The organism is Blattabacterium cuenoti, from assembly GCF_014252295.1.
Lineage (GTDB): Bacteria > Bacteroidota > Bacteroidia > Flavobacteriales > Blattabacteriaceae > Blattabacterium > Blattabacterium cuenoti_V.
In genome coordinates, this window is sequence record NZ_CP059215.1 from 596,241 (window position 1) to 618,418 (window position 22,178).

22 protein-coding genes and 3 tRNA genes are annotated in these 22,178 nt (G+C 24.3%); 7 read left to right on the forward strand and 18 right to left on the reverse strand.

Annotation, left to right across the window (positions count from 1 at the left end; translation table 11 throughout):
- Positions 1–3 precede the first annotated feature (3 nt).
- Together dnaN and pheT are read left to right on the forward strand one after the other, a co-directional pair.
- Positions 4–1,176: a DNA polymerase III subunit beta gene (gene dnaN / locus H0H40_RS02920; RefSeq protein ID WP_185869006.1), complete on the forward strand. Its 1,173-nt coding sequence runs from the start codon at positions 4–6 to the stop codon at positions 1,174–1,176.
- A complete protein-coding gene (pheT, locus tag H0H40_RS02925; protein WP_185869007.1) occupies positions 1,173–3,248 on the forward strand; it encodes a phenylalanine--tRNA ligase subunit beta in 2,076 nt (691 codons plus the stop codon). Before dnaN ends, pheT begins: the two co-directional genes overlap by 4 nt.
- A 15-nt stretch (positions 3,249–3,263) precedes the next feature.
- On the opposite strand, the gene H0H40_RS02930 is transcribed toward pheT, so the two are convergent.
- Positions 3,264–4,715, reverse strand: a complete 1,452-nt coding sequence (locus H0H40_RS02930) for a glycine--tRNA ligase (protein ID WP_185869008.1) — start codon at positions 4,713–4,715, stop codon at positions 3,264–3,266.
- On the reverse strand, positions 4,712–5,650 hold the full coding sequence (trxB, locus tag H0H40_RS02935; protein WP_185869009.1) for a thioredoxin-disulfide reductase: 939 nt from the start codon (positions 5,648–5,650) through the stop codon (positions 4,712–4,714). Before trxB ends, H0H40_RS02930 begins: the two co-directional genes overlap by 4 nt.
- Positions 5,651–5,722: 72 nt before the next feature.
- Here trxB and H0H40_RS02940 point away from each other — a divergent pair, with 72 nt between their 5' ends.
- Positions 5,723–6,160: a type I restriction enzyme HsdR N-terminal domain-containing protein gene (locus H0H40_RS02940; RefSeq protein WP_185869010.1), complete on the forward strand. Its 438-nt coding sequence runs from the start codon at positions 5,723–5,725 to the stop codon at positions 6,158–6,160.
- A 41-nt stretch (positions 6,161–6,201) separates the two neighbouring features.
- Here the strand turns inward: H0H40_RS02940 and gap are convergent, their stop codons facing one another.
- From gap to fabZ, 7 genes are all read right to left on the reverse strand, one after another.
- Positions 6,202–7,209 (reverse strand): type I glyceraldehyde-3-phosphate dehydrogenase, encoded by a 1,008-nt coding sequence (gene gap / locus H0H40_RS02945; protein ID WP_185869011.1) that lies wholly within the window; start codon positions 7,207–7,209, stop codon positions 6,202–6,204.
- Between the two features lie 33 nt (positions 7,210–7,242).
- Positions 7,243–9,039: a translation elongation factor 4 gene (gene lepA / locus H0H40_RS02950; protein WP_317167216.1), complete on the reverse strand. Its 1,797-nt coding sequence runs from the start codon at positions 9,037–9,039 to the stop codon at positions 7,243–7,245.
- A gap of 25 nt (positions 9,040–9,064) precedes the next feature.
- Positions 9,065–9,137: transfer RNA gene (locus H0H40_RS02955), tRNA-Arg, on the reverse strand.
- Positions 9,128–9,706 carry an aminoacyl-tRNA hydrolase gene (gene pth / locus H0H40_RS02960; RefSeq protein WP_185869013.1) on the reverse strand — a complete coding sequence of 193 codons (579 nt, stop codon included), beginning with the start codon at positions 9,704–9,706 and terminating at the stop codon, positions 9,128–9,130. Before pth ends, H0H40_RS02955 begins: the two co-directional genes overlap by 10 nt.
- Positions 9,707–9,754: 48 nt before the next feature.
- Positions 9,755–10,636, reverse strand: coding sequence for a succinate--CoA ligase subunit alpha (sucD, locus tag H0H40_RS02965; protein ID WP_185869014.1), 882 nt, complete (start codon positions 10,634–10,636; stop codon positions 9,755–9,757).
- Positions 10,637–10,664: 28 nt separating this feature from the next.
- A complete protein-coding gene (locus H0H40_RS02970; RefSeq protein ID WP_185869015.1) occupies positions 10,665–11,228 on the reverse strand; it encodes an elongation factor P in 564 nt (187 codons plus the stop codon).
- 15 nt (positions 11,229–11,243) lie between these two features.
- Positions 11,244–12,524: a 3-hydroxyacyl-ACP dehydratase FabZ gene (gene fabZ, locus H0H40_RS02975; protein WP_185869016.1), complete on the reverse strand. Its 1,281-nt coding sequence runs from the start codon at positions 12,522–12,524 to the stop codon at positions 11,244–11,246.
- A gap of 273 nt (positions 12,525–12,797) precedes the next feature.
- Between fabZ and rpmH the strand changes: the two genes are divergently transcribed.
- The gene (rpmH, locus tag H0H40_RS02980) at positions 12,798–12,947 is read left to right on the forward strand and encodes a 50S ribosomal protein L34 (protein ID WP_185869017.1); all 150 of its coding nucleotides are present in this window, start codon (positions 12,798–12,800) and stop codon (positions 12,945–12,947) included.
- Here the strand turns inward: rpmH and H0H40_RS02985 are convergent.
- Entirely contained in the window at positions 12,937–14,106 is a 1,170-nt protein-coding gene (locus H0H40_RS02985; protein ID WP_185869018.1) for a M14 family zinc carboxypeptidase, read from the reverse strand. The genes rpmH and H0H40_RS02985 overlap by 11 nt on opposite strands.
- A gap of 260 nt (positions 14,107–14,366) precedes the next feature.
- Here H0H40_RS02985 and H0H40_RS02990 point away from each other — a divergent pair, with 260 nt between their 5' ends.
- Together H0H40_RS02990 and H0H40_RS02995 are read left to right on the forward strand one after the other, a co-directional pair.
- The gene (locus H0H40_RS02990; RefSeq protein ID WP_185869019.1) at positions 14,367–15,179 is read left to right on the forward strand and encodes a CPBP family intramembrane glutamic endopeptidase; all 813 of its coding nucleotides are present in this window, start codon (positions 14,367–14,369) and stop codon (positions 15,177–15,179) included.
- A 273-nt stretch (positions 15,180–15,452) separates the two neighbouring features.
- Positions 15,453–16,370: a ribonuclease Z gene (locus tag H0H40_RS02995; RefSeq protein ID WP_185869020.1), complete on the forward strand. Its 918-nt coding sequence runs from the start codon at positions 15,453–15,455 to the stop codon at positions 16,368–16,370.
- Here the strand turns inward: H0H40_RS02995 and H0H40_RS03000 are convergent.
- Complete coding sequence (locus tag H0H40_RS03000; protein WP_185869021.1) at positions 16,361–17,563, reverse strand: ABC transporter permease; 1,203 nt, start codon at positions 17,561–17,563, stop codon at positions 16,361–16,363. The genes H0H40_RS02995 and H0H40_RS03000 overlap by 10 nt on opposite strands.
- 9 nt (positions 17,564–17,572) lie before the next feature.
- Positions 17,573–17,902 carry a ribosome-binding factor A gene (locus H0H40_RS03005; RefSeq protein WP_185869022.1) on the reverse strand — a complete coding sequence of 110 codons (330 nt, stop codon included), beginning with the start codon at positions 17,900–17,902 and terminating at the stop codon, positions 17,573–17,575.
- A gap of 107 nt (positions 17,903–18,009) precedes the next feature.
- Here H0H40_RS03005 and H0H40_RS03010 point away from each other — a divergent pair.
- Positions 18,010–18,083 (forward strand) — tRNA-Ile (locus H0H40_RS03010).
- Positions 18,084–18,103: 20 nt separating this feature from the next.
- Here the strand turns inward: H0H40_RS03010 and H0H40_RS03015 are convergent.
- The 6 genes from H0H40_RS03015 to sufC form a co-directional block, all read right to left on the reverse strand.
- Positions 18,104–18,178: transfer RNA gene (locus H0H40_RS03015), tRNA-Arg, on the reverse strand.
- On the reverse strand, positions 18,169–18,456 hold the full coding sequence (rpmA, locus tag H0H40_RS03020) for a 50S ribosomal protein L27 (RefSeq protein WP_185869023.1): 288 nt from the start codon (positions 18,454–18,456) through the stop codon (positions 18,169–18,171). The genes H0H40_RS03015 and rpmA overlap by 10 nt, the downstream gene beginning before the upstream one ends.
- Positions 18,457–18,465: 9 nt before the next feature.
- Positions 18,466–18,789, reverse strand: a complete 324-nt coding sequence (rplU, locus tag H0H40_RS03025) for a 50S ribosomal protein L21 (RefSeq protein ID WP_185869024.1) — start codon at positions 18,787–18,789, stop codon at positions 18,466–18,468.
- Between the two features lie 6 nt (positions 18,790–18,795).
- Complete coding sequence (locus tag H0H40_RS03030) at positions 18,796–20,034, reverse strand: SufS family cysteine desulfurase (RefSeq protein ID WP_185869025.1); 1,239 nt, start codon at positions 20,032–20,034, stop codon at positions 18,796–18,798.
- 8 nt (positions 20,035–20,042) lie between these two features.
- Positions 20,043–21,380, reverse strand: coding sequence for a Fe-S cluster assembly protein SufD (gene sufD, locus H0H40_RS03035; protein ID WP_185869026.1), 1,338 nt, complete (start codon positions 21,378–21,380; stop codon positions 20,043–20,045).
- A 27-nt stretch (positions 21,381–21,407) separates the two neighbouring features.
- A complete protein-coding gene (gene sufC, locus H0H40_RS03040) occupies positions 21,408–22,166 on the reverse strand; it encodes a Fe-S cluster assembly ATPase SufC (RefSeq protein ID WP_185869027.1) in 759 nt (252 codons plus the stop codon).
- Between the last annotated feature and the right edge of the window lie 12 nt (positions 22,167–22,178).

Here is a 22,178-nt window from a genome sequence, read left to right on the forward strand (position 1 = left end):
AATATGTATTTCTTTGTTTCTAGTTACTCTCTATTACAAAAATTACATACTTTATATCGGATTATAAATCACAATAACTCAAATGCAGAATTTTTTATTTTTAGAATTATAAAAAATAAACTAGAAATCAAAGTATTGTATGATTACGAAAATGTAGTAAACACATTTATAAAAATAAATGTAAAAAAAAATACAAAAGAAGAAGCGGTTATATCCACAAATCTTATAATAAATGTTTTATCTACATTTCATGATGAAATGCTTCTCTTTAAAAAAAAAAAAAATTCACTTAGTATTTGTTCTAAACAAGGAACTTGCGAAGTTCCAATATCATCCATTCATAAACATTCTATTGATTTTCTTCGAAAAAAAAGATCTATCTTGGTCAAATCCACTTCCAGTATAAAAATTACTTTATATTCAAATGTTCTTTTAAAAATATTAAATAAAACGTTATTTGCAGTTGGGAATAAAGAGTTTAAACCAATATTAAATGGAGTTCTTTTTCAATTTTCTCCTTATGAAGCTAATTTTGTATCTACGGATACTTTTCGTATGGTTAAATATACTATCAAAAATCTAAAATTTGATAGAAACATTGAATTTACCGTACCAAAAAAATCCCTTAACATAATTCGAGAAATTTTAAAAAATGAAAATAATAGTAATATTGTCATTGAATATAAAAATAATATCAATATAGTATTTCACTTTGAAAATCATATTTTTTCATGCAAATTAATTAATGAAAAATATCCAGATTATAATTCTGTTATTCCCAATAGAAATTGGGACGTTTTACTTATTATAAATAGGCTTTTGTTGTTAAATACTATTAGGAGAATTTCTATTTTTTCCAAAAAAAATAGAAATAATTTCATTTATTTACATTTAAATCGTAATAATTTGAAAATATGTGAATTTGAACAGGAAAATATTAATAACTTTGAATCAAATATCAAATGCAAACCTATTTTTGATGGTTTATCAAAACTAGAAAAGATCAAGATGGGGTTTAATTCTAAGTTTTTAATTGAAATTTTATCTTGTTTAAATGAAAATTTTATTCTTTTTGAGCTACACCATTCAAAAAAAATAGGTATTTTGAGACCTTGTTCCGACAAATATGATAAGAAAGAAGAATCCATTTTTATATTGATAATGTCTACAATATGAAAATATCATATAATTGGCTGAAAAAATATATATCTATTGATAATATCAATGCAGAACAAATATCAAGTATTCTTACTTACAGTGGATTGCCTGTAAAAAATATCAAAAAAATACTATATGAGGAAGAAGATTATATTTTAGATGTTGAAATAACACCTAATCGTGCAGATGCTATGAGCCATTATGGAATAGCACGTGAGTTATATACTGTATTAAAATTTCGTGGATATACAGTAAATTTATTCAAACCACCAGTTATAGTTCATAAAAATGAAAATATAGATAATCATATACAAATATTTATACGAGAAAATATAAAATGTATTAGATATTCTGGAATGTCTATTTATAAAATAAGAATAGAACCTTCTCCTCGTTGGTTAGTTTACAGACTGAAATCTGTAGGAATTCAACCGATAAACAATATAATAGATGTTATAAATTTTGTGATGTATGAATTAGGACAACCAATACATGTTTTTGATATGGATAAAATAGAAGAAAGAAAAATTATAATAAAAAATGCTAAAGAAAATATAGATTTTCAATCTTCAGATGGCTTAACACGAAAACTTGATGAAGAAGATTTAGTTATTTTTGATGCTAAAAAACCATTATCTATATCCGGAATAATTAATAGTGTTCAATCTGATATACATGAAAATACTGAAAATATTTTTTTAGGTAGCGCTTATTTTAATCCTGTTTTTATCCGATTAATTAGAAAAAAACACTTAATCCAAACAGAATCACAATTTCTTTTTGAAAGAGGAACAGATCCTAATCAAACTGTATACGCTTTAAAGAGAGCTTATTTTCTTATAAAAGAGATAATAACAAAAAGAAAAATAGATCACCAAATCTATGATATTTATACTAGCCCTATATATCCATCAACAATTAAAATTAGATATAATAAAGTTGGAAATATTCTAGGAAAAAAAATATCTAAAAAAAAAATTAAAAAAATTTTTTCATTGCTAGAAATCGTAATCCACTCGGAAAATGAAAAATCTCTTTTTGTAGAGATTCCTCTTTATAGAATAGATGTGAAAAGAGAAATAGATTTGATCGAAGAAATATTGCGTATCGATGGAATTCATAAAATTAAAATATCTGATAACATAAAAATATCTCCCATACCTAACTGTTTTTATAAAACAGAACATAAAATACAAAAAATACTTTTTGAACAATTAGTTTGTTATGGATTTCAAGAAATTATTTCTTCTCCTATGATAGATGAGTACAAAAATTCTGATTTACTCAATTCCTTTTTCAAGAGAGAGGAAATTAAAATTATTAATCCAATTAATCAAAATTATAAAACTTTACGTACCAGTTTATTATTTGGTATGATAAATTGTATGAGATATAATTGTAACAAAATAAATTATTACAATTCGAATATAAAATTATTTGAAATAGGAAAAATATATTATAAAAAGAACAATAAATTTCTAGAAAAAACATATCTAGGAATTGCTTTTTTACAGAAAGAAGAAAAAAAATGTGAAGGATATAAACCTTTTTTCTATTTGAAAGGAATTATTGAACAAATTTTTCAAAAAAGCGGAATATATAATTATACTCAAATATTTTCCAAACATCCTTTATTAGAAAACAGCGTTTCTATATTATATAATAAAAAAAATCTAGTCGAACTAGGAAAATTAAGAAGTAATATTTTTAGAAAAAATGAAATATTTTATGCAGAAATAGATTGGGAATATTTGATTTCTATTCTTCAAAAAAAAAGAATAACTTATGTTCCATTTTCTAAATATCCCACTTCAAGAAGAGATTTATCTTTTTTAGTTGACAAAAATATTCATTTTGAAAAAATGAATCAGTTAATAAAGAAAAAAGAAAATCATGTGATTAAAAAAATTCAAATATTTGATTTTTATGAAGGAAAGAATTTGCCACATTCGAAAAAATCTTACACTATTAGTTTCTTTTTCGAAAGTCAAAAAAAAACATTAACTGAAAAAACTATCAATAATTCTATGAAAAAAATTGAATTTTTCTTAAAAAAAGAATTAAAAGCTGAAATAAGAGATAAAAAATAGAATTATATAATAGAATTATATAAAAGAAGATAATTTTTTTAAAATTTGTTCTAATCCAGTCTCTTCCTTAATTATTTTAGATATATCTTTTATAGGAACTCTTTTTTGTTTCATACTGTCTCTATACCTCACAGTAACTGTATTTGTTTCTATTGTTTCATAGTCAACAGTAAAACATATAGGTGTTCCTATTGCATCTTGTCTTCTATATAATTTTCCAATAGATTCTTTTTGATCATAAATTAGTTTATGATTAATTTTAAAATTATCGAATATTTTTCTTGCAATTTCTGGTAATCCATCCTTTCTAACTAGTGGAAAAATAGCAGATTTAATGGGAGATAAATAAGAAGGAAGCTTTAGTACTATACGTATTTTTCCATCTTTTAATTTCTCTTTTTTGAGAGAAGAGGAAAATATAGCTAAAAAAATACGATCTAATCCTAAAGATGTTTCTATTACATAAGGAATGTAATTTTTTTGAAATTTTGATTCAGAAACTCTTAATTTTTTTTTTGAAAAAAATTCATGTTTTTTCATATCAAAATCTCTTCTAGAATGAATTCCTTCTATTTCTCTAAAACCGAAAGGAAAATGATATTCAATATCGACACCTGCACTAGCATAGTGTGCTAAATGATTATGATTACGTAATCTATAATTTTTTTGATCTCCCAAATTTAAATGCCATTTAAAACGAATATTTTTCCAATATTCATACCATTTTTTTTCTTCTTCAGGATGAAGAAAAAATTGCATTTCCATTTGCTCAAACTCTCGCGTTCTAAATATAAATTTTCTTGCGAAAATTTCATTTCTAAATGATTTTCCTATTTGAGCTATTCCAAATGGAATTTTCATCCTATTAGAGTTTTTTACATTATGAAAATTACAAAATATCCCTTGAGCTGTTTCTGGACGAAGAAATAAATCTTTGATAGATTCATCTTTTATTTTAAACATCATATTAAAATGATGAAAATTTGTCCAATTTCTTGTTTTAGAAACAGGATCACAAATGTTTAATTCGTCAAACAAAGTTCTCAATTTCAAAAAGTCTTTTTTTTCTAAATATTCAGATAAACGAAATAATATATCTTCTTTTTTTTTAGTATTATTTGAGAATTTTTTTTCTACATGTTCTTTAATTAACATATCAGGACGATATCTTTTTTTGGAATCTTTATTATCAATTAATAACTCATTAAATTTTCTAACATGTCCAGAAGCATTCCAAACATCAGAAGACATCAATATTGATGTATCAATTCCTACTATATTTTCATGAAGAAAAGTCATTGACTTCCACCAAAATTCCTTAATGTTATTTTTTAATTCTATTCCATATGGACCATAGTCATAAACAGCATTTAATCCTCCATAAATTTCACTAGAAGGAAAAATAAAACCATAACTTTTTGCATGAGAAACTAAAAAATCAAAAAATTTACCATTACATTTTTTCATGATGATAAAGATAAGTACCTTTCCAAATCTAATGCTGCCATGCATCCAGTACCAGCAGAAGTTATAGCTTGCCTATAATTCGAATCCTGTACATCTCCAGCAGAAAATACTCCTGGTTTATTGGTCATTGTACTTCCTTTTTTTACTATTATATATCCTTTATTATCCAAATCTAATTGATCTTTAAAAATTTCTGTGTTAGGAATATGACCAATGGCAATGAATAATCCGCTAATTAAAAGAGTACTACTATTTTTTTTTTCATGATTAAATATCTGAATTCCTTCCAAAAAATCATTTCCAATAATTTTTATAATTTTCGTACAGAAAAATATTTCTACGTTTTTTTTTTTCAAAACATTAGATTGTAATATTTTGGATGCTTTCAAATAATTCTTTCTAACTATCAAATATACTTTTCTACAAATTTTCGATAGATAATTAACTTCTTCTAAAGCAGTATCTCCACCTCCTATCACTGCTATATCTTTTCCTTTGTGAAAAAATCCATCACAAGTAGCACAAAAAGAAACTCCCAATCCAGTAAACTTTTTTTCTTTTTCTATTCCTAACAATCTAGGACTAGATCCCGTAGCAACAATAACACCTCTGCTCTTAATACACTCCTTTTCAAAAAAAATATGATGTATTCCTCTATTTTTGTTGGATAAACATACACTTTTTACAGATTGATTCATTATCTTAGTATTAAAACGTATTGCTTGTTTTTGGCACTTTTTCATAAAATCTATTCCATCAATTCCTAAAGGGAAACCTAGATAATTATCAATACTAGTTGTAGTTGTCAACTGTCCACCGGGATTAGGTCCTACAAAAAGAATAGGATGAAGATCTGCTCTTGATGCATAAATAGCAGCAGAATAACCAGCAGGTCCAGATCCGATAATAACACAATTTTGTATTTTTTGTTTCATAACATTTCTTATAAATTACGAATGATTTACTTTATTCATATTATTGTTATTTTGTAACAATACAAAAATTACATGTATTCCTTAGATTATTTTGTTAAAAATAAATATTTGCACTTAAATCAAATAAAAAACAAAATTTATATATTTTGCGTAATTAGAAAAAAATTTTATTCTTTTACTCAAGAAGAAGTAATACGTCAATATATAATTTTTTTGTTGAAAAAAGTAAAAAATTACAAAAACCAAAATATATGGGTAGAGTATCCTTTACAAATAAACGAACTAAAAAAAAGAATAGATGTTTTAGTTCAATTGAATGGTTCTCCTCATATACTTATCGAATGTAAATCTCCAAAAATTTTGATAAAACAAAAAACTTTTGACCAAATTTCAATTTATAACAGTGTAATACAAGCTCCATTTTTAATGATAAGCAATGGAATAAAAAATTTTATTTTTCAAGTCGATAATCGTAAAAAAAAGTATTTATTTTTAAAATACATTCCATAAAACTAGAAAATAGAATTTTTGAGTTTCATTTTATCAATTTATCAACGAATAGAAGACATATAAATAATAAGATCTACTAATTTTGTAGAGTACCCCATCTCATTATCATACCAAGAAATAATTTTTAAAAAATTGGAATTCAACATTATACTAGAATTAACATCAAAAATAGAGATTCTTTCATCTCCTGTAAAATCCGATGAAACAACAGGTTCTTCCGTATATCCTAATATTCCTTTTAGTGTAGTTTCAGAAGCTTTTTTCATACAGTATTTAATTTGATCATAATTAGTACTGTTTTTCAAACGAACTGTAAAATCTAATACAGATACATCTGAAACAGGAACCCTAAAAGCCATTCCTGTCAATTTACCATCTAAACTTGGTATAATTTTCCCGACTGCATTGGCCGCACCAGTAGACGAAGGTATAATATTAACTAATGAAGATCTTCCTGCTCTCCAATCTTTAGTAGAAATAGAGTCAACTACTTTTTGAGTAGCAGTAGAAGCATGAATTGTTGTCATTAATCCTTCCAATATCCCAAAATTGTCATTTAAAATTTTTACAATCGGGGATAAACAATTTGTAGTACAAGAAGCATTTGAAACGATATTTTGACTTGATTTTATTTTTTGATGATTAACCCCCATCACAAACATAGGAATATTATCTTTAGGAGGAGCTGATAAAATAACTTTTTTAGCTCCTGACTTTAAATGTGCAGTAGCTAAATTTTTCGTTAAAAAAAGTCCGGTCGATTCAACAACATATTCTATATTTAAATCTCCCCAATTAAGAAGACTAGGATCTCTTTGATTCGTTACTTTTATCCGTTTTTCATTTAATACTAAATAATTTTCGTCTTCTATTCTAAGATCTCCTTTAAAAGGACCATGAACAGAATCATTTTTTAATATATAAGCTAAATATTCTATAGGAACTAAATCATTTACGGATATGACTTCAATATTTTTTCTCTTTATAGAGGATAACAAAACTAGTTTTCCTATTCTTCCAATACCATTTATTCCTATTTTAATAGACATATTAAATAATTTTTGATTTTTAATTTTGTAAAATTAATTTTTAACTTTCAAAAAATTCATAAAAGCAGATGATGGAATTTCCACTTTTCCTATTTTTCGCATTTTTTTCTTTCCTTTTTTTTGTTTTTCTATAAGTTTTTTCTTACGAGAAACATCTCCTCCATAACATTTATCAATTACATTTTTTCGAAAAGCTTGAATTGTTTCTCTTGCTATAATTTTTCCAGATACTGAAACTTGAATGGGAATACTAAATTGATGTTTTGGGATTAAAATAGATAGTTCTTGACATATTTTTTTTGCTATAAAAAAAGTTTTAGTTTTATGAACTAAAAGAGATAAAGGTTCTATTTTTTCATGATTAATTAACACAGTAATTTTTCTTAAATCTGAATCCCTATAACCAATGAAACGATAATCAAAAGAAGCATATCCTTTTGATACTGTTTTCAGTTTATCATAAAAATCAAACACAATTTCAGATAAAGGCATTTCAAATAGGATTTTTATTTTTTCAGGAGTAAAATAATTTTGATTTTCAATCATTATTCCACGTTTCCCAACACATAAAGATATTACATTTCCTATATAAATATTTTTAGTAATAATAGAAACTGAAACATAAGGTTCTTCTACTTTTTTAAATTTTTCTATTTCCGGAAAATTTGAAGGATTATTCACTAAAATAACTTTATCATTTTTCAAATAAACTTTATAAGAAACATTAGGGATAGTCAAAATAACAGAAATACCGTACTCCCGTTCTAGACGATCTTTAATTACTTCCATATGAAGTAATCCTAAAAAACCACAATGAAATCCAAATCCTAAAGCAGGAGATGATTCGCTACTAAAAGAAAGAGATGCGTCATTTAAATGTAATTTTTCCATAGAAGAACGTAATTCTTCATATTTATCAGAGTTAACTGGATAAATACTTGCAAAAACCATTGGTTTAACCTCTTCAAACTTTTCTATTGCTTTTTCCGCTGGATTATTATCATCCGTTATAGTATCACCTACTTTTACCTCATAAGTATTTTTTATACCAGAAATAACATACCCAACATCTCCTGTATTAATTTTATGTTTAGAAACATGTCTTAATTTTAGTGTTCCTATTTCACAAGCATAATATACTTTTCCTGTAGACATAAACCGTAATTTTTGACCTTTTCGAATAGAACCATTTTTCACTCTAAAAAAAGCTTCAATCCCTGTAAATGGATTATATAAAGAATCAAAAATAATAGCTTGTAAAGGAGCTTTTGTATCTCCTGTTGGAGAAGGAATAGATGTAACAATTCTTTCTAAGATATTATTAACTCCTATACCGTTTTTAGCGCTAACAGGAATAATATCTTCTGTTTTACATTCTACCAATTCCATAATCTCTTCCATTACTTTTTCGTATTCATAGATTGAATTTGATAAATCAATTTTATTCAAAATTGGAATAATGACAAGATTTTTTTTTAAAGCTAAAGAAAGATTAGATATAGTTTGGGCTTGTACACTTTTAGTACAATCTACAACAAGTAAAGCTCCTTCACATGCTGCAATAGAACGTGATACCTCGTAAGAAAAATCTACATGACCAGGTGTATCTATTAAATTTAGAATGTATACTTGATCATTATATTTATATTCCATTTGAACAGCATGACTTTTTATAGTTATTCCACGTTCTCTCTCCAACTCCATATCATCTAATAATTGATTCCGTTTTCTGTCCGAAACAGTTTTTGTAAACTCTAACAAACGATCTGCTAAAGTACTTTTTCCGTGATCTATATGTGCAATAATACAGAAATTACGAATATTATGAATCATAAAAAATTGGTTAGTTGACAAATAACCTTGAAGGGATTCGAACCCATACCATAGAAATCGGAATCCTATATTCTATCCTATTAAACTACAAGGTTAACTGAGAATTGTTATTAAATAAATTCATTGTTTTTTGCAATCCATTCTTGATAAATGAAAATACTATTTTAATTCCTATATCTAATTTAGAAAATAAACAATTTATTTCTTCATTTTTCCAATTCTCCAATACATAACAGTCTATTTTTTTTTTCAAATTGTTTTTAATACCAAAACGAAGACGTGCATAATTTGACGTTCCTATTTCTTTTTCTATACTTTTTAATCCATTATGTCCCCCACTTCCACCTTTCCCTTTTAAACGAAAATCACCAAAATTAAGATAAATATCATCAGATATAACAAGAATATTTTTTAATAAAATTTTTTCTTTTATCATCCAATATTTAACAGATAAACCACTGTTATTAACGTAAGTAGAAGGCTTTAAAAAAAAAAGTAACTTTTTTTCAAGAAAAAATTCAGAAATAAATCCGAATTTTTTCTTTGAGAAAGAAAGAAAATATTTTTTAGAAATTTGATCTAAAATAAAAAAACCAAGATTATGTCTTGTTTTTTTATATAAATATCCAGGATTACCTAATCCAGTTATCAAATACTTTTCCATTTTCTAATTTTATTTATTACTGAAATATACTAAGGAAAAAATAAAAATTCAATGAAAAACTTCATGTACAGCCATTCCTATATTTTCCGGAGATTTAACTATACGTATTCCACTTTTTTCCATTATATCCATTTTTACTTTTGCTGTTTCTATTTTTTTTTCTATAATAGCACCAGCATGTCCCATCGTTTTTCCTTTAGGAGCAGTTTGTCCTGCTATAAAACTTATTATTGGTTTTTTTCTCTTCAATTTTTTTATCCATTCCGCAGCTTCAATCTCTAATATTCCTCCTATTTCTCCAATCATCACAATACATTCAGTTTCTTCATCTTCTAAAAATAATTCTATAATTTCTTTTATACTTATTCCAACAACAGAGTCTCCTCCTATTCCAATAGCTGTTGATATTCCATATCCATGTTTAACTATTTGATCTGCAGCTTCATACGTAAGAGTTCCTGATCTAGAAATTATTCCTATTTTACCTTTTTTTCTAAAAATAGAATTTGGCATAATTCCTACCTTAGATTCTTCTGGAGAAATGATTCCAGGACAATTTGGTCCAATTAAACAAGTTTTCCCCCTTAATGTTTTTAAAAAATGTTTTACTTTAATCATATCTGAAACAGGGATACCCTCAGTAATACAAACAATTAATTTAATATTAGAAAAAATAGATTCTAAAATAGCATCCGCAGCAAAAGGAGAAGGAACAAAGATAACACTTACATCTCCACCTGTATTTTGTACAGCTTCTTCAACAGTATCAAAAACAGGAATTCCTAAATAAACTTTTCCACCTTTTCCTGGAGTAATACCACCTACAACGGATGTTCCATAATTCATCATTTGTTCAGTATGAAATAATCCTTCTTTTCCAGTTAATCCTTGCACAAGAACTTTAATCTTTTTATCTATTAAAATGCTCATAATTTTTCTCTAATTTTATGTAAAACTTTTACTTTGTAATTCTTTCTATATAAGATCTATGTTCTGTATTAATTTTAACAAATTCTCCTATCTTTATAAAAGAAGGGACTAATAATTTAGTTCCTGTTTCTAAAACAGCAATTTTATTTGTATTATTAATAGTATCACCTTTCTTTACAATTTCTGTATGTTTTACTTTTAAAATAACCGTTGAAGGCATTTTTAAAAATAAAAAAATCTTTTCTTTCTCATTTTTAATGTGAAAAAAAATTGAAACTCTCATTCCTTCTTTCAAAAGATCTACATTTTTTATTAATTTTTCTTTTATTTGTATTTGATTACAATTTATTTCATCCATGAAATAAATACAATTTTTTTTTTTGTATAAATACTGATAAAAATTATATTCTATTCTTACTTCTTGAAGTTTACTTCTCGATGAAAAATTATTTTCTATAATGCTACCTGTAACCATATTCTTTAATTTAGTTCTTATAAAAGCATATCCTTTTCCTGGTTTTACATGAAGAAAATCAATTATTTTATATATTTCTTTATTAAATTGTATATATAAACCTTTTCTAATATTCATTGTTTTTTAATTTTTTCAAGATTCATCATGATTTTTAACTATTTTCGCCATGACTTCTGCTTCTACTACAAGTTTATTATTTACGTAACCTATTCCTTGCATATGGACTATTCCTCTTTTCATAGACTCTAACAAATAAACTTGAAAAATAATTATATCTCCAGGTACTATTTTACGTTTAAATTTAACTTTATCTATTTTTAAAAAATAAGTAGAATATAACTCAGGATTTTTAAATTTACTCAATATAAGGATTCCTCCTACTTGTGCTATGGCTTCTATTTGTAATACTCCAGGCATGATTGGTTCATTTGGGAAATGTCCGATAAAAAATGATTCATTCATAGTTACATTTTTAACTCCTGTTATAGTATTTTCTGTCAAATCTATAATCTTATCAACCATAAGAAATGGTGGTTTATGAGGTAAAATCTTCATAATTTTTTTTATATCTAAGATAGGTTGACTTGATAAATTAAATTTAGCAATATCATTTTTTCTAAATATTTTAACTTTCTTAAATAGCTTTTTTAAAAATTGCATAATAATATAATTATCTGTATTATAAAAAATTAACTTTCCTTTTAATTGAGCTCCTGTTAGAGTTAGAAAACCTATAATATCTAAAAGAAAATGTTTAGCTATTTCATTAGATTCTTGATGTTCAATATTTTTTGAAGAAACATTATTTTTAGGTTGTCTGTCACGAAGGACGCAAAAAGTTTTTGATCCAGAAATTTTTTCTTTAAATTGACTTATATTTTTTAATACTGCATTTTGTGTATCTATAAGTTTTGAGTCAAAATCTATTATTGTCATTATTTCAAATTTTTTAGAAGGAAAAGCTATAATTATTGACCCTGTTTTCTTATTTCCATAAGAAATAACTTCTTTTATTGAATTGTACTTTTTTTTTGCATTTTGTTCTATAACTCCTATTTTTTCAATTGCTTCTACAAATAATTTGGAAGAACCATCCATAATAGGAATTTCTGTATTATCTAATTCTATAATAATATTATCTAAATCCATTCCAGTAAGAGCTGCAAGAATATGTTCAACTTTATAAATTTTAACCCCATTTTTTTCCAAAACAATCCCTTGACCTATTCTTTTTTTTGACAAAAAAGAAAAATGTGCACTTATGCAAAGTTTTTCTTTGATATCTGTTCTAATAAAAATAAATCCTGTATGTTCTGGAGCAGGTTTAAAAGTTATAGTTATCTTATTTTCTGTATATAACCCAAATCCTTGTAAAGAAATTTTTCCTGCAATGGTTTTTTGTTTTTCAAACATATTGTAATATCATAATATCATAAGTCAAACTAGATTTTTTTTATAAACCGTTTTTTATATTTAGAATTTGAATTTTTCTTCAATTAAGAATATTAAAAAATCAAAAACTTTATGTAATTTACTAATTGTTGATTATCTATAGTATAGCATGTATGAATTTTTCAAGACGTCTTATTTTTTTTTTTACAGGTTTTATTATTGGTCTTTTAATTCTATTCTTTTTCTTTAAATGAAGAAGAATAGAATTAAAAATTTTTCTAAATTTAATAATATATGAAGAGAACTTATCAGCCTTCTAATAGAAAAAAAGTTCATGTTCATGGATTTATGAGACGCATGAATACGAAATCAGGTCGTATGATTATATCTAGAAGGAGAAAAAAAGGAAGGAAAAAATTAGCAGTTTCCAATTTTAAAAAATAATATTATTATGTTCAATATCTCCGTCTCCAATTTCTGGATGATTTTTTCCATGAAAAATTTTTTCAGGTAAAATAAATTCTTCATAAGCAAAAAAATTAGATAAATCTCCTATATCAACTATTTTAGAAAAAATGGAAATATTTTTTTTTTCAAAATTAAATTTTTCAAAATTCATTAATCCTATATCTAGGATAAACTTATTATTAAATTTCTGTATTTGAACTTTTCGATATATTTTGTCTAACAAAATATTTTTGTTTTCTGGAATAGAAAAATAAAAATTATAATCTTTTTCCAGATTCTCTTTTTGAGAAGAAATAAAATAAAATCCTGCAAGAATAGACAAAGTATTATATTTTCTAATGATTTTTTTTTGATAGTCTTTAGGATAGTTTCCTGCTTCAAATAAAACACAAGGGTACCCTAATTTTTGCAGATTATCTCCAGTAGCTGTTGGATAAAATGTATCAGAAAATCTTCCTATTGATCCAATACTAGGAAGTATTTTTTGAATTTCTTTTGTTATAAAATTTATAATTCCCATGGATTTTTTTCTTGAAAAAAAAGAAATATCTTTTTCTACAGAAACGGAAGGAGATAAAAAAGATAAAATAGCGGGATTAAAATATGTATCACCAACGTTATAAATACTTCTTTGATCATGCAAATTGAATAGGATATGAGGTTTATGTTTATAAATTTCCTGAAAAAGAACTTTTATTTCTGGAGATTGTAAACTAATTGCATCTCTGTTTAAATCAATATTTATAGCATTTCTTCTTTGAAATTTTTCAGATCCATCAGGATTTAACATTGGAATATACAAAATAGTTAAGTTTTCTTTTAAAAATTTAACTAAATCGCTATTACTCTCTTCCGATAAAAAATGAATTATATCAAACATAGATTTTGTTCCTGTAGTTTCATCCCCGTGCATTTGAGACCAAATAAATACTTTTATTTTTCCGGTTCCCCATTTCATTCTGAAAATTTTTCTTTTTTCTATAGAAAATCCTATCGGAGTAATAGAGAATTTATTATTATATTTTTTCATGATTTTCAATAAGTTATAATATCTAAATATTTTAGTACGATGAATACTATGATCTTGAAAAGATTCATAATCATGAAACATAGATTTAATATCAAATAATGACATAATAATTTTTTATTACTATATTTAGTGTTTTCAATTTTTATGATTTTCAATTTTTTAGCATAAAAATCAAAGAATCAATGAAAATGAAAAATAATAAAAGAAAAACAATAAACTACAAAACAAAATACAATAAATAATAATGCTAAATATTAGCGATTTTATAAATTGTTGAAATAAATTGCTATTTTCAAGTCTCAAATAAGTTGAGATCAAATTTCATCATATTTAAGTAAAATGTACAAGATGAATTTTTTGGTGTTATGAATAATTATTTTAAAATCAATTACATAGAGGCTACTTTTTTGATAGTTGCATTTACCGCTTTAAATTTTTTCAATGCAATCTTTAGAAAACTGTTGATTTCTATCAATCTTCCTGATAATATGATATTTGCAATATCATATACATTACCATTTTTATTTTTATTTATTTTCATTTCTCATCAAGCTCAAAAAAAAAATAGGCATATAGATTTGTCTATGAAATTATCACCATGGTATATTTATATGATTATTTTTTGCATGATGTTTTGTATCATTATAATCAATGAATATATATCTTCATTGGTTCCAAGAGACGGTTCTGTATTAGGAAATATGTATAAAGAAATTGAAGCTTTTATGAAAGAAGAAGCGAAAAATCCAATTCCCTTTTTTTCAACAACAGTATTATTAGCTCCTATATGTGAAGAGGTGCTTTTTAGAGGAATTATTTTAAATGGAATGTTAAAAAATAAAATACATCCAATAAAAGCCATTTTATTTTCGTCATTTTTGTTTGGAGTAACTCATATGAATCCATGGCAATTCGTAGGAGGACTTTTTATTGGAAGTTTTATAGGATTTATTTATTTTGTAACATCTTCTATCATAGATTGTATCATTTTGCATATATTCAATAATACTTTTGCGATATTTGGAATGTTTTTTTTCATAAAAAATGAAGAAATTTTTTCACGAAAAATAGACTTCAATTTATTATTAATTTTAGTAATTTCTTTTACTATAGTAATAACAGGTTCTATTTTTTTATTAAAAAGAAGAAAAAAAGAAAAAGAAAAGTATAAAGTATAAAGAAAATTTATCTTAATCAATAATAATAAATACAATCAATACAAAAAATTCTTATCAAATGAAAAAAACTTATTGTTTCTTTAAAAGAAACAATTATCCGAAAAAACTTTGAAAAAGTTATTGTTAAACAAGTTTTTAAGATATGATATTATATTTATCATTATATATCATAAATATACATACTTATACATACTAGTTAAAAATATAACTAAATATTAATCAGAAAAATTAAATAATTTTCCGAATACTATAATACTATAGAAATTATTAATAATGAGAAAGCCTTCATTAACCATTTTGGGTTGTCATTCTTCTATTCCTACAAAACAATTTCATCCTACGGCTCAATTATTGGAAATGAAAGGATTTTCCTTCCTTATTGATTGTGGAGAAGGAACGCAAGTTCAATTAAGAAAAGCAAAAATAAAATTTAATAGAATAGTACATATATTTATATCTCATTTGCACGGAGATCACTTTTTTGGATTGATCGGATTATTATCTACATTTCATCTCTTAGGAAGAGAAAAACCTGTTATTCTTTATGCTCCAAAAGGATTAAAAGAGATTATAGATATCCATTTTAAATGGACTTATACTAGACTAAAATACTTCATAGATTATGTAGAATTATCATCTAAAAAATTGGAAAAAATCATGGAAAATGAAAAAATAGAAATCTTTTCTATACCGTTAAAACATAGAATCTATACTAACGGATTTCTATTTAAAGAAAAATATAGCACTAGAAAATTAAATATGGAAGAAATCAGAAAAATTTCTGATATAAAAATTATAGATTATAAAAATTTAAAATTGGGACAAGATTTCCAAACCAATGATGGAAAAATAATACAAAATGAAAAATTAACATTAGATCCTCCAAAAAGATTATCTTACGCATTTTGTTCAGACACTTCTTTTTATCTTCCTATAGTTGAACATATAAAATATGTAGACTTATTATATCACGAATCTACTTTTCTAAAAATAGAAGAAACAAGAGCTATCAATACAGGACATTCTACAGCAAATCAAGCGGCCTACATCGCTAAAAAAGCTAAAGTTAAAAAATTGTTATTAGGACATTATTCAAATAGATTTCCTAACATTAAAGAATTTGAAAAAGAAGCTAAAGAAACATTTTTTAATGTAGAAGCATCGGAACCTTTAAGAAAATATTATTTATAATATGTAATCATACCATTTATCCTTTTTGAAGAAAAAACAGATATAATTATTCCTATTATTAAAATAATGCTTGTAACTATACAAAAATCTGTCATAGTAATTTTTACAGGTAAAGGTATGTTTCCTATTACTTTAATAAGTTGATATTTTTCTTGTATAAAATATATTATGTACGACAAAAGCAATCCACTAATATATCCTAAAATAGTAATTAAAAAACCTATTTGTAAAAAGATAATTTGTATTCTACGTATAGAAAAGCCAATACTCCACAATGTAAAAATTTCTCTTTTTTTATCTAATTGTAAGATGCAAATAGATCCAAACAAGTTGAATACAGTAATAAATGTTATTAAACTAAACAAAAAATAAACAAATATTTTTTCTGTATTCAAAACTTTGTAAAAATTCTTTTCTTGTTCTACTCGTGTTTTTATATTAAATTTGTGTCCAAATTTTTTTATCAAAATATTTTTTATTCTTTTTATATTAGCTTTTTTTTGGATTTTAATTTCTATTTTTTGAATTACATTTTTTTTTATTATATTCTGAATTTCAGATAAATTGCAAAATAAATATCCTGCATCTATTTTTTGATTGAATTGAAAAAAACCTTTTATCAAAAATTTTTTTTTCATAAAATATGGAACAAAAGTGTTATGATCTTTCTTATAAGAGAAAAATAATATTTGATAAGGAATGTTCATTTTTTGAAATATCATTGGAAAATAAAATCCCATAGAATACAATCCTACATATACATTTAAATAGTCAGGAGATGAAATTTTTGTTAAATCTATTTTTTTAAAATTTTCCATAACTTTTTCGTATTCTTTATCTACTCCTTTTAAAGACAAAAAATATTCTTGATTATTATAATGTAAAAAAACTTTTTTTTCTATACTTTTAGAAAATGCTACGATCCCTTTTATAGATTTTATTTTATTTTTTAGATCTTCATTATCAAGAAATAGATCATCTTTATTAGACGAACAAATAACAATATCTGGATAATTAGTTTTATAAAATTTTTTACTGAAATTCTCTAATCCAGAAAAAATAAATAAAATAACAGATAAAGAAAATGTAGAAATATTAAGAGATAAAATAGATAAAAAAACAATAATATTTACAATATTAGTTTTCTTTTTCGAAAGAAAATAACGTACGGCTATATGAAATTCCGTTATCAAAAAAATTGTTTATAAGTTTATATTGAAATTTGATTCAAGGAAATCTAATTTTGGAATTTTTTTCACACGATATCTAAGTTTTTTAGAAAGTAATTTTCTATACAATTTAGATTTAGAACGTAAAATATTCAAAATTTTCTTATTGAAAAAAGGATAAATACTAATGTACACTTTCATTAAATTCATATCACAATTTATACATACTTTAATCAAAGTAACCAAAAAATTTTTTTTATTTTTGTTTCTGTTATTTCTAATTTCTTTATTCAGAATTTCTGCTACTTCTATGGAAAAGATTGAAGATAATTTTTCATTTTTAATGATTTTTATTTTTTTCATAATTTCATACAACTTTATGGAAAGTACAGATAATATAAAAAAAATTACAAAAAATTTGTAATAGGAAAAATAATGTTGTAAAATTGCAAAAATTCCATCCTTAATAAGGTCCCATAGCTCAGTTGGTTAGAGCACCTGACTCATAATCAGGGTGTCGCTGGTTCAAATCCAGCTGGGACCACTTTTTTACATAACTTTTTGTGACCGGAGAGGGATTCGAACCCACAACTTACAGTTTAGGAAACTGTTGTTCTATCCTTTTTGAACTACCCAGTCTTATTTTTTTTTCTTGTATTTTTTTTACTTGATATAACAAAAACTACAGATCTATTTTTTTTTATTTTTTTAAAATGAACATATCCACTTTTTATAGCATATAAAGTGTGATCCCTTCCTATTCCTACATTTTTTCCAGGATGATGTTTAGTTCCACGTTGACGAACTATTATATTTCCGGAACTTACATACTGATTCCCATATATTTTAACTCCTAATCTTCTTCCTATTGAATCTCTACCATTCTTAGAACTTCCTGAACCTTTTTTATGAGCCATTTTTAATTACTATTTTTTTTCTAAAAAAGAAATTACTTTAATTTTTGAAAAGATAGGTCTAAATCCATTTTTTACTTTATATCCTTTTCTTCTCTTTTTTTTAAATATAATGATCTTCTTTCCTTTTATTATATGTTGCAATACTTCTATTTGAACACTTATGTTTTCTAAAAAGGGATTACCTAAAAAAGGAATTCCCTTTTTAGAAAACATAACAACTTGGTTCAACATTATTTTATTACCTGATTTAACAGAAATATGAGGAACATAAACATACTTATTTTCAATAAGTTTAAACTGATTTCCTTTTATATTTACAATAGCATAATTCATAATTTTTTAATTTTTTAATAAAATTCTTTTTGCTTTTAACAATCCTTCAAATAAACAATCTATTTCTTGAATCGTATTGTACATAGAAAAACTAGCGCGAATCATACCTGGAACTTGAAAAAAATTCATTAATGGTTGTGCACATAAATGTCCAGTACGAACAGAAACTCCTAAACGATCCAAAATACTTCCTACATCAAAACAATGTAATTTATTTAAATTAAAAGAAATAATACTAGATTTTTTGGAAAGATCTTTCAATTCTCCATACAATTGAATACCATCTATAGTTCTTAGACGTTGAATAGCGTACGATAAAAGTTCTTTCTTATGATATTGTATATTTGATAATCCTATTTTTTTTACAAAATCTATAGCAGATTTCCATACAACAATTCCTTCTATATTTGGAGTTCCTGCCTCAAATTTAAAAGGTAAATCCGAATAAGTTGTTTTTTCAAAACTAACATTCTTAATCATTTCTCCTCCAAACTGATAGGGAGAAATAATTTCTAATATTTCTTTTTTTCCATATAAAACTCCAATTCCAGTTGGTCCATACATTTTATGTGCAGAAAAAACATAAAAATCTGTATTTAAATCTTGCATATTCAAATGCAAATTTGAAATAGCTTGAGCCCCGTCGATCAGAACCAATGCCCCATATTCATGAGATTTATCAATAATATATTTTATAGGATTAATTATTCCTAAAACATTAGATATATGACTAACAGATACTATTTTCGTTTTTTTTGATATTAAAAATTCAAAATCTCTTAATTTTAAGAAACCATTATCATAAATAGGAATTATTTTTAAAATAGCACCTTTTTTTTTACAAAGGATTTGCCACGGAACAATGTTGGAATGATGTTCAGAAAAAGAAATTATAATTTCGTCTCCTTCTTTAATCAGAGAACTAATACTAGAAGCTACTAAATTTATAGATTCAGTTGTTCCTTTTGTAAATACAATTTCTGAAGAATATTTTGCATGAATGAATCGTTGAATTTTTTTTCTTGTATTTTCTACTTGAATTGTAGCTTTTTGACTAAGATAATGTAATCCACGATGAACATTAGCATTCATCATAGAATAATAGTCTTGAGATGCTCGAATTACCTGTAAAGGTTTTTGAGTTGTAGCAGCGTTATCTATATAAACTAAAGTATTGGAATAAATTTTTTCTTTTAGAATTGGAAATTGATTTCTTATTTTTTGTATTTTCTCTTCTGAGAACATATTTATAATTATAAGTTTTTATTTAATTTTTTCTTCATTTTTCTATAAATAATTTTTTTTAATTCAAAAATTTGAATAGGATTTAATATTTCTTCCAAAAAAGAGAATAACAATAAAATTTTTGCATTTTTTTCAGAAATTCCTCTTGATTGAAGATAAAATAACTCTTCTTTATGAAGATCTCCTATCGTACAACCATGTGAACATTTTACATCTTCAGAATGAATTTCTAATTGAGGATTAGTATGCATACACGCTTCATCAGAAAGAATAATATTACTATTTCTTTGAAAGGCATTTATCCCCTTAATTCGTTTATTAACAATTATTTTTCCGTTAAAAATTCCACTAGATTTATCAAACAAAATGTTTTTGTATAATTGATGACTATAAGAGTAAGAATACAAATGATCTATCAATGTATTATGATCTAAAAATTCTTTTTCTGATAAAAGAGAAATTCCATACAAATAAGAACAAGTGTTTTCTCCACAAAAAGAAAATTTTAAATTATTTTGAATAAAATTTCCTTGAAAAGAAAAAGTAAAAACTGAACATTTGCTATACTTGTTTTGTTTTAAAAATGTATTATCTATAATAGAAGTTTTTTCATTCAAATAATCACCTTGTATTTTGTAATAATCAATTTTGCTATGATCTAAAGCATAAATTTCACTAACTGAATTTATAAAAGATAAATGTTTTTTTAAACACTTGTAGTGTTCAATTACTTTCACATAAGAATTTTCTCCTACCACGATTAAATTTCTAGTGTTAAGCATAATTTTTTTATATTCCAATCCAGTAGAAATATGAAATATTTCTACTGGATTTTCTAAAATAACATTATCTGGTATATAAATATAGACCCCATCTATTGAGAATAAAGTATTTAAAGTATAAAAAACGTTATACTGATATGATAATTTTCCATAATAATTTTTAACTTTATTTTCTTCCTGTGAATCTATATTTGATAATATAATATGATTTTTATTGGAAACTCCACTGAGTTTAGAAAGGTAAGAATCATATTTTCCATCTATAAAAATAACAAAAAAGGATTTTTCTTTTTTTAGAAAAAAAAATTTTTTGATCTGTTCATATCCTATATTTTTCTTCTTTCCATTTCTTTTTTCATTAATAATATGATAATCCTGATCAAGGATTGAATTAACATACATCTCTTTACAATTTTTTCCTCCCTTTTTAAAAGGAAAGGAAAATCCTTTTTTCTTAAAAAAATTAATATGTTTTTTTTGCAAAAAAGATAGATAAGATTTTTTTTCTTCTTTCAAAAAAGAAGATTCATCGATCAATGAAATTATTTTTTCTTTTAATCGCATTAAATTAAATTATAAATGAAAAAACAATCAACAATATTTTTTTTTAGAAACCCAATCATATCCTTCTTTTTCTAATTTTTCCGCTAATTTCTTATCCCCTGAATAAAGAATTTTTCCATTATACAGAACATGAACAATATAATCTGAAAAAATGTAATCCAATAATCTTTTGTAATGAGTAATAATTAAAATGGAATTTTTTTTATTTCTAAAAGCGTTAATTCCTTTAGATACTAAACGTAAAGCATCTATGTCTAATCCTGAATCTACTTCATCTAAAATAGATAATAAAGGATCTAACATCATCATTTGAAATATCTCATTTCTTTTTTTTTCTCCTCCTGAAAATCCTTCATTTAAATAACGATAAACAAAATCTTTTTCAAGATTTAATTGAAAAGAAATCTTTTTTATTTTATATAGAATTTCTTTAGCAGACATTTTACTCATATTTTTTGCTTTACGAATAGAATTTATAGATGTCTTAATAAAATTAATAATTGAAATCCCTGGTATTTCTATTGGATGTTGAAAGGAAAGAAAAATTCCTAAATGTGCTCTCTCTTCTGGAGAAAAATCTGATAAATTTTTATTCAAAAAATATATATTACCTTGAGTTATATTATACTCTTTATATTTTCCAGCTATTATAGAAGCAAGAGTGCTTTTTCCGGAACCATTTGGTCCCATAATAACATGAGTTTCTCCTACATTCATTTCTAAATTAACTCCTTGAAGTATTTTTTTCTTATCTATAGAAACATGTAAATTTTTTATACTTAACATAATATTAATTTG

Coding starts and splice junctions, on each gene's coding strand:
- H0H40_RS03030 (WP_185869025.1), bottom strand. CDS start 20,034: ATGTTCTCAGAAGAGAAAATACAAAAAATAAGAAATCAATTTCCAATT.
- H0H40_RS02995 (WP_185869020.1), top strand. CDS start 15,453: ATGAGAAAGCCTTCATTAACCATTTTGGGTTGTCATTCTTCTATTCCT.
- pth (WP_185869013.1), bottom strand. CDS start 9,706: ATGGAAAAGTATTTGATAACTGGATTAGGTAATCCTGGATATTTATAT.
- trxB (WP_185869009.1), bottom strand. CDS start 5,650: ATGAAACAAAAAATACAAAATTGTGTTATTATCGGATCTGGACCTGCT.
- H0H40_RS02930 (WP_185869008.1), bottom strand. CDS start 4,715: ATGAAAAAATGTAATGGTAAATTTTTTGATTTTTTAGTTTCTCATGCA.
- rplU (WP_185869024.1), bottom strand. CDS start 18,789: ATGAATTATGCTATTGTAAATATAAAAGGAAATCAGTTTAAACTTATT.
- sucD (WP_185869014.1), bottom strand. CDS start 10,636: ATGAGCATTTTAATAGATAAAAAGATTAAAGTTCTTGTGCAAGGATTA.
- H0H40_RS02990 (WP_185869019.1), top strand. CDS start 14,367: ATGAATAATTATTTTAAAATCAATTACATAGAGGCTACTTTTTTGATA.
- sufD (WP_185869026.1), bottom strand. CDS start 21,380: ATGCGATTAAAAGAAAAAATAATTTCATTGATCGATGAATCTTCTTTT.
- rpmH (WP_185869017.1), top strand. CDS start 12,798: ATGAAGAGAACTTATCAGCCTTCTAATAGAAAAAAAGTTCATGTTCAT.
- gap (WP_185869011.1), bottom strand. CDS start 7,209: ATGTCTATTAAAATAGGAATAAATGGTATTGGAAGAATAGGAAAACTA.
- dnaN (WP_185869006.1), top strand. CDS start 4: ATGTATTTCTTTGTTTCTAGTTACTCTCTATTACAAAAATTACATACT.
- H0H40_RS03005 (WP_185869022.1), bottom strand. CDS start 17,902: ATGAAAAAAATAAAAATCATTAAAAATGAAAAATTATCTTCAATCTTT.
- pheT (WP_185869007.1), top strand. CDS start 1,173: ATGAAAATATCATATAATTGGCTGAAAAAATATATATCTATTGATAAT.
- H0H40_RS02940 (WP_185869010.1), top strand. CDS start 5,723: ATGTATTCCTTAGATTATTTTGTTAAAAATAAATATTTGCACTTAAAT.
- fabZ (WP_185869016.1), bottom strand. CDS start 12,524: ATGTTTGAAAAACAAAAAACCATTGCAGGAAAAATTTCTTTACAAGGA.
- sufC (WP_185869027.1), bottom strand. CDS start 22,166: ATGTTAAGTATAAAAAATTTACATGTTTCTATAGATAAGAAAAAAATA.
- H0H40_RS02970 (WP_185869015.1), bottom strand. CDS start 11,228: ATGAATATTAGAAAAGGTTTATATATACAATTTAATAAAGAAATATAT.
- rpmA (WP_185869023.1), bottom strand. CDS start 18,456: ATGGCTCATAAAAAAGGTTCAGGAAGTTCTAAGAATGGTAGAGATTCA.
- H0H40_RS02985 (WP_185869018.1), bottom strand. CDS start 14,106: ATGTCATTATTTGATATTAAATCTATGTTTCATGATTATGAATCTTTT.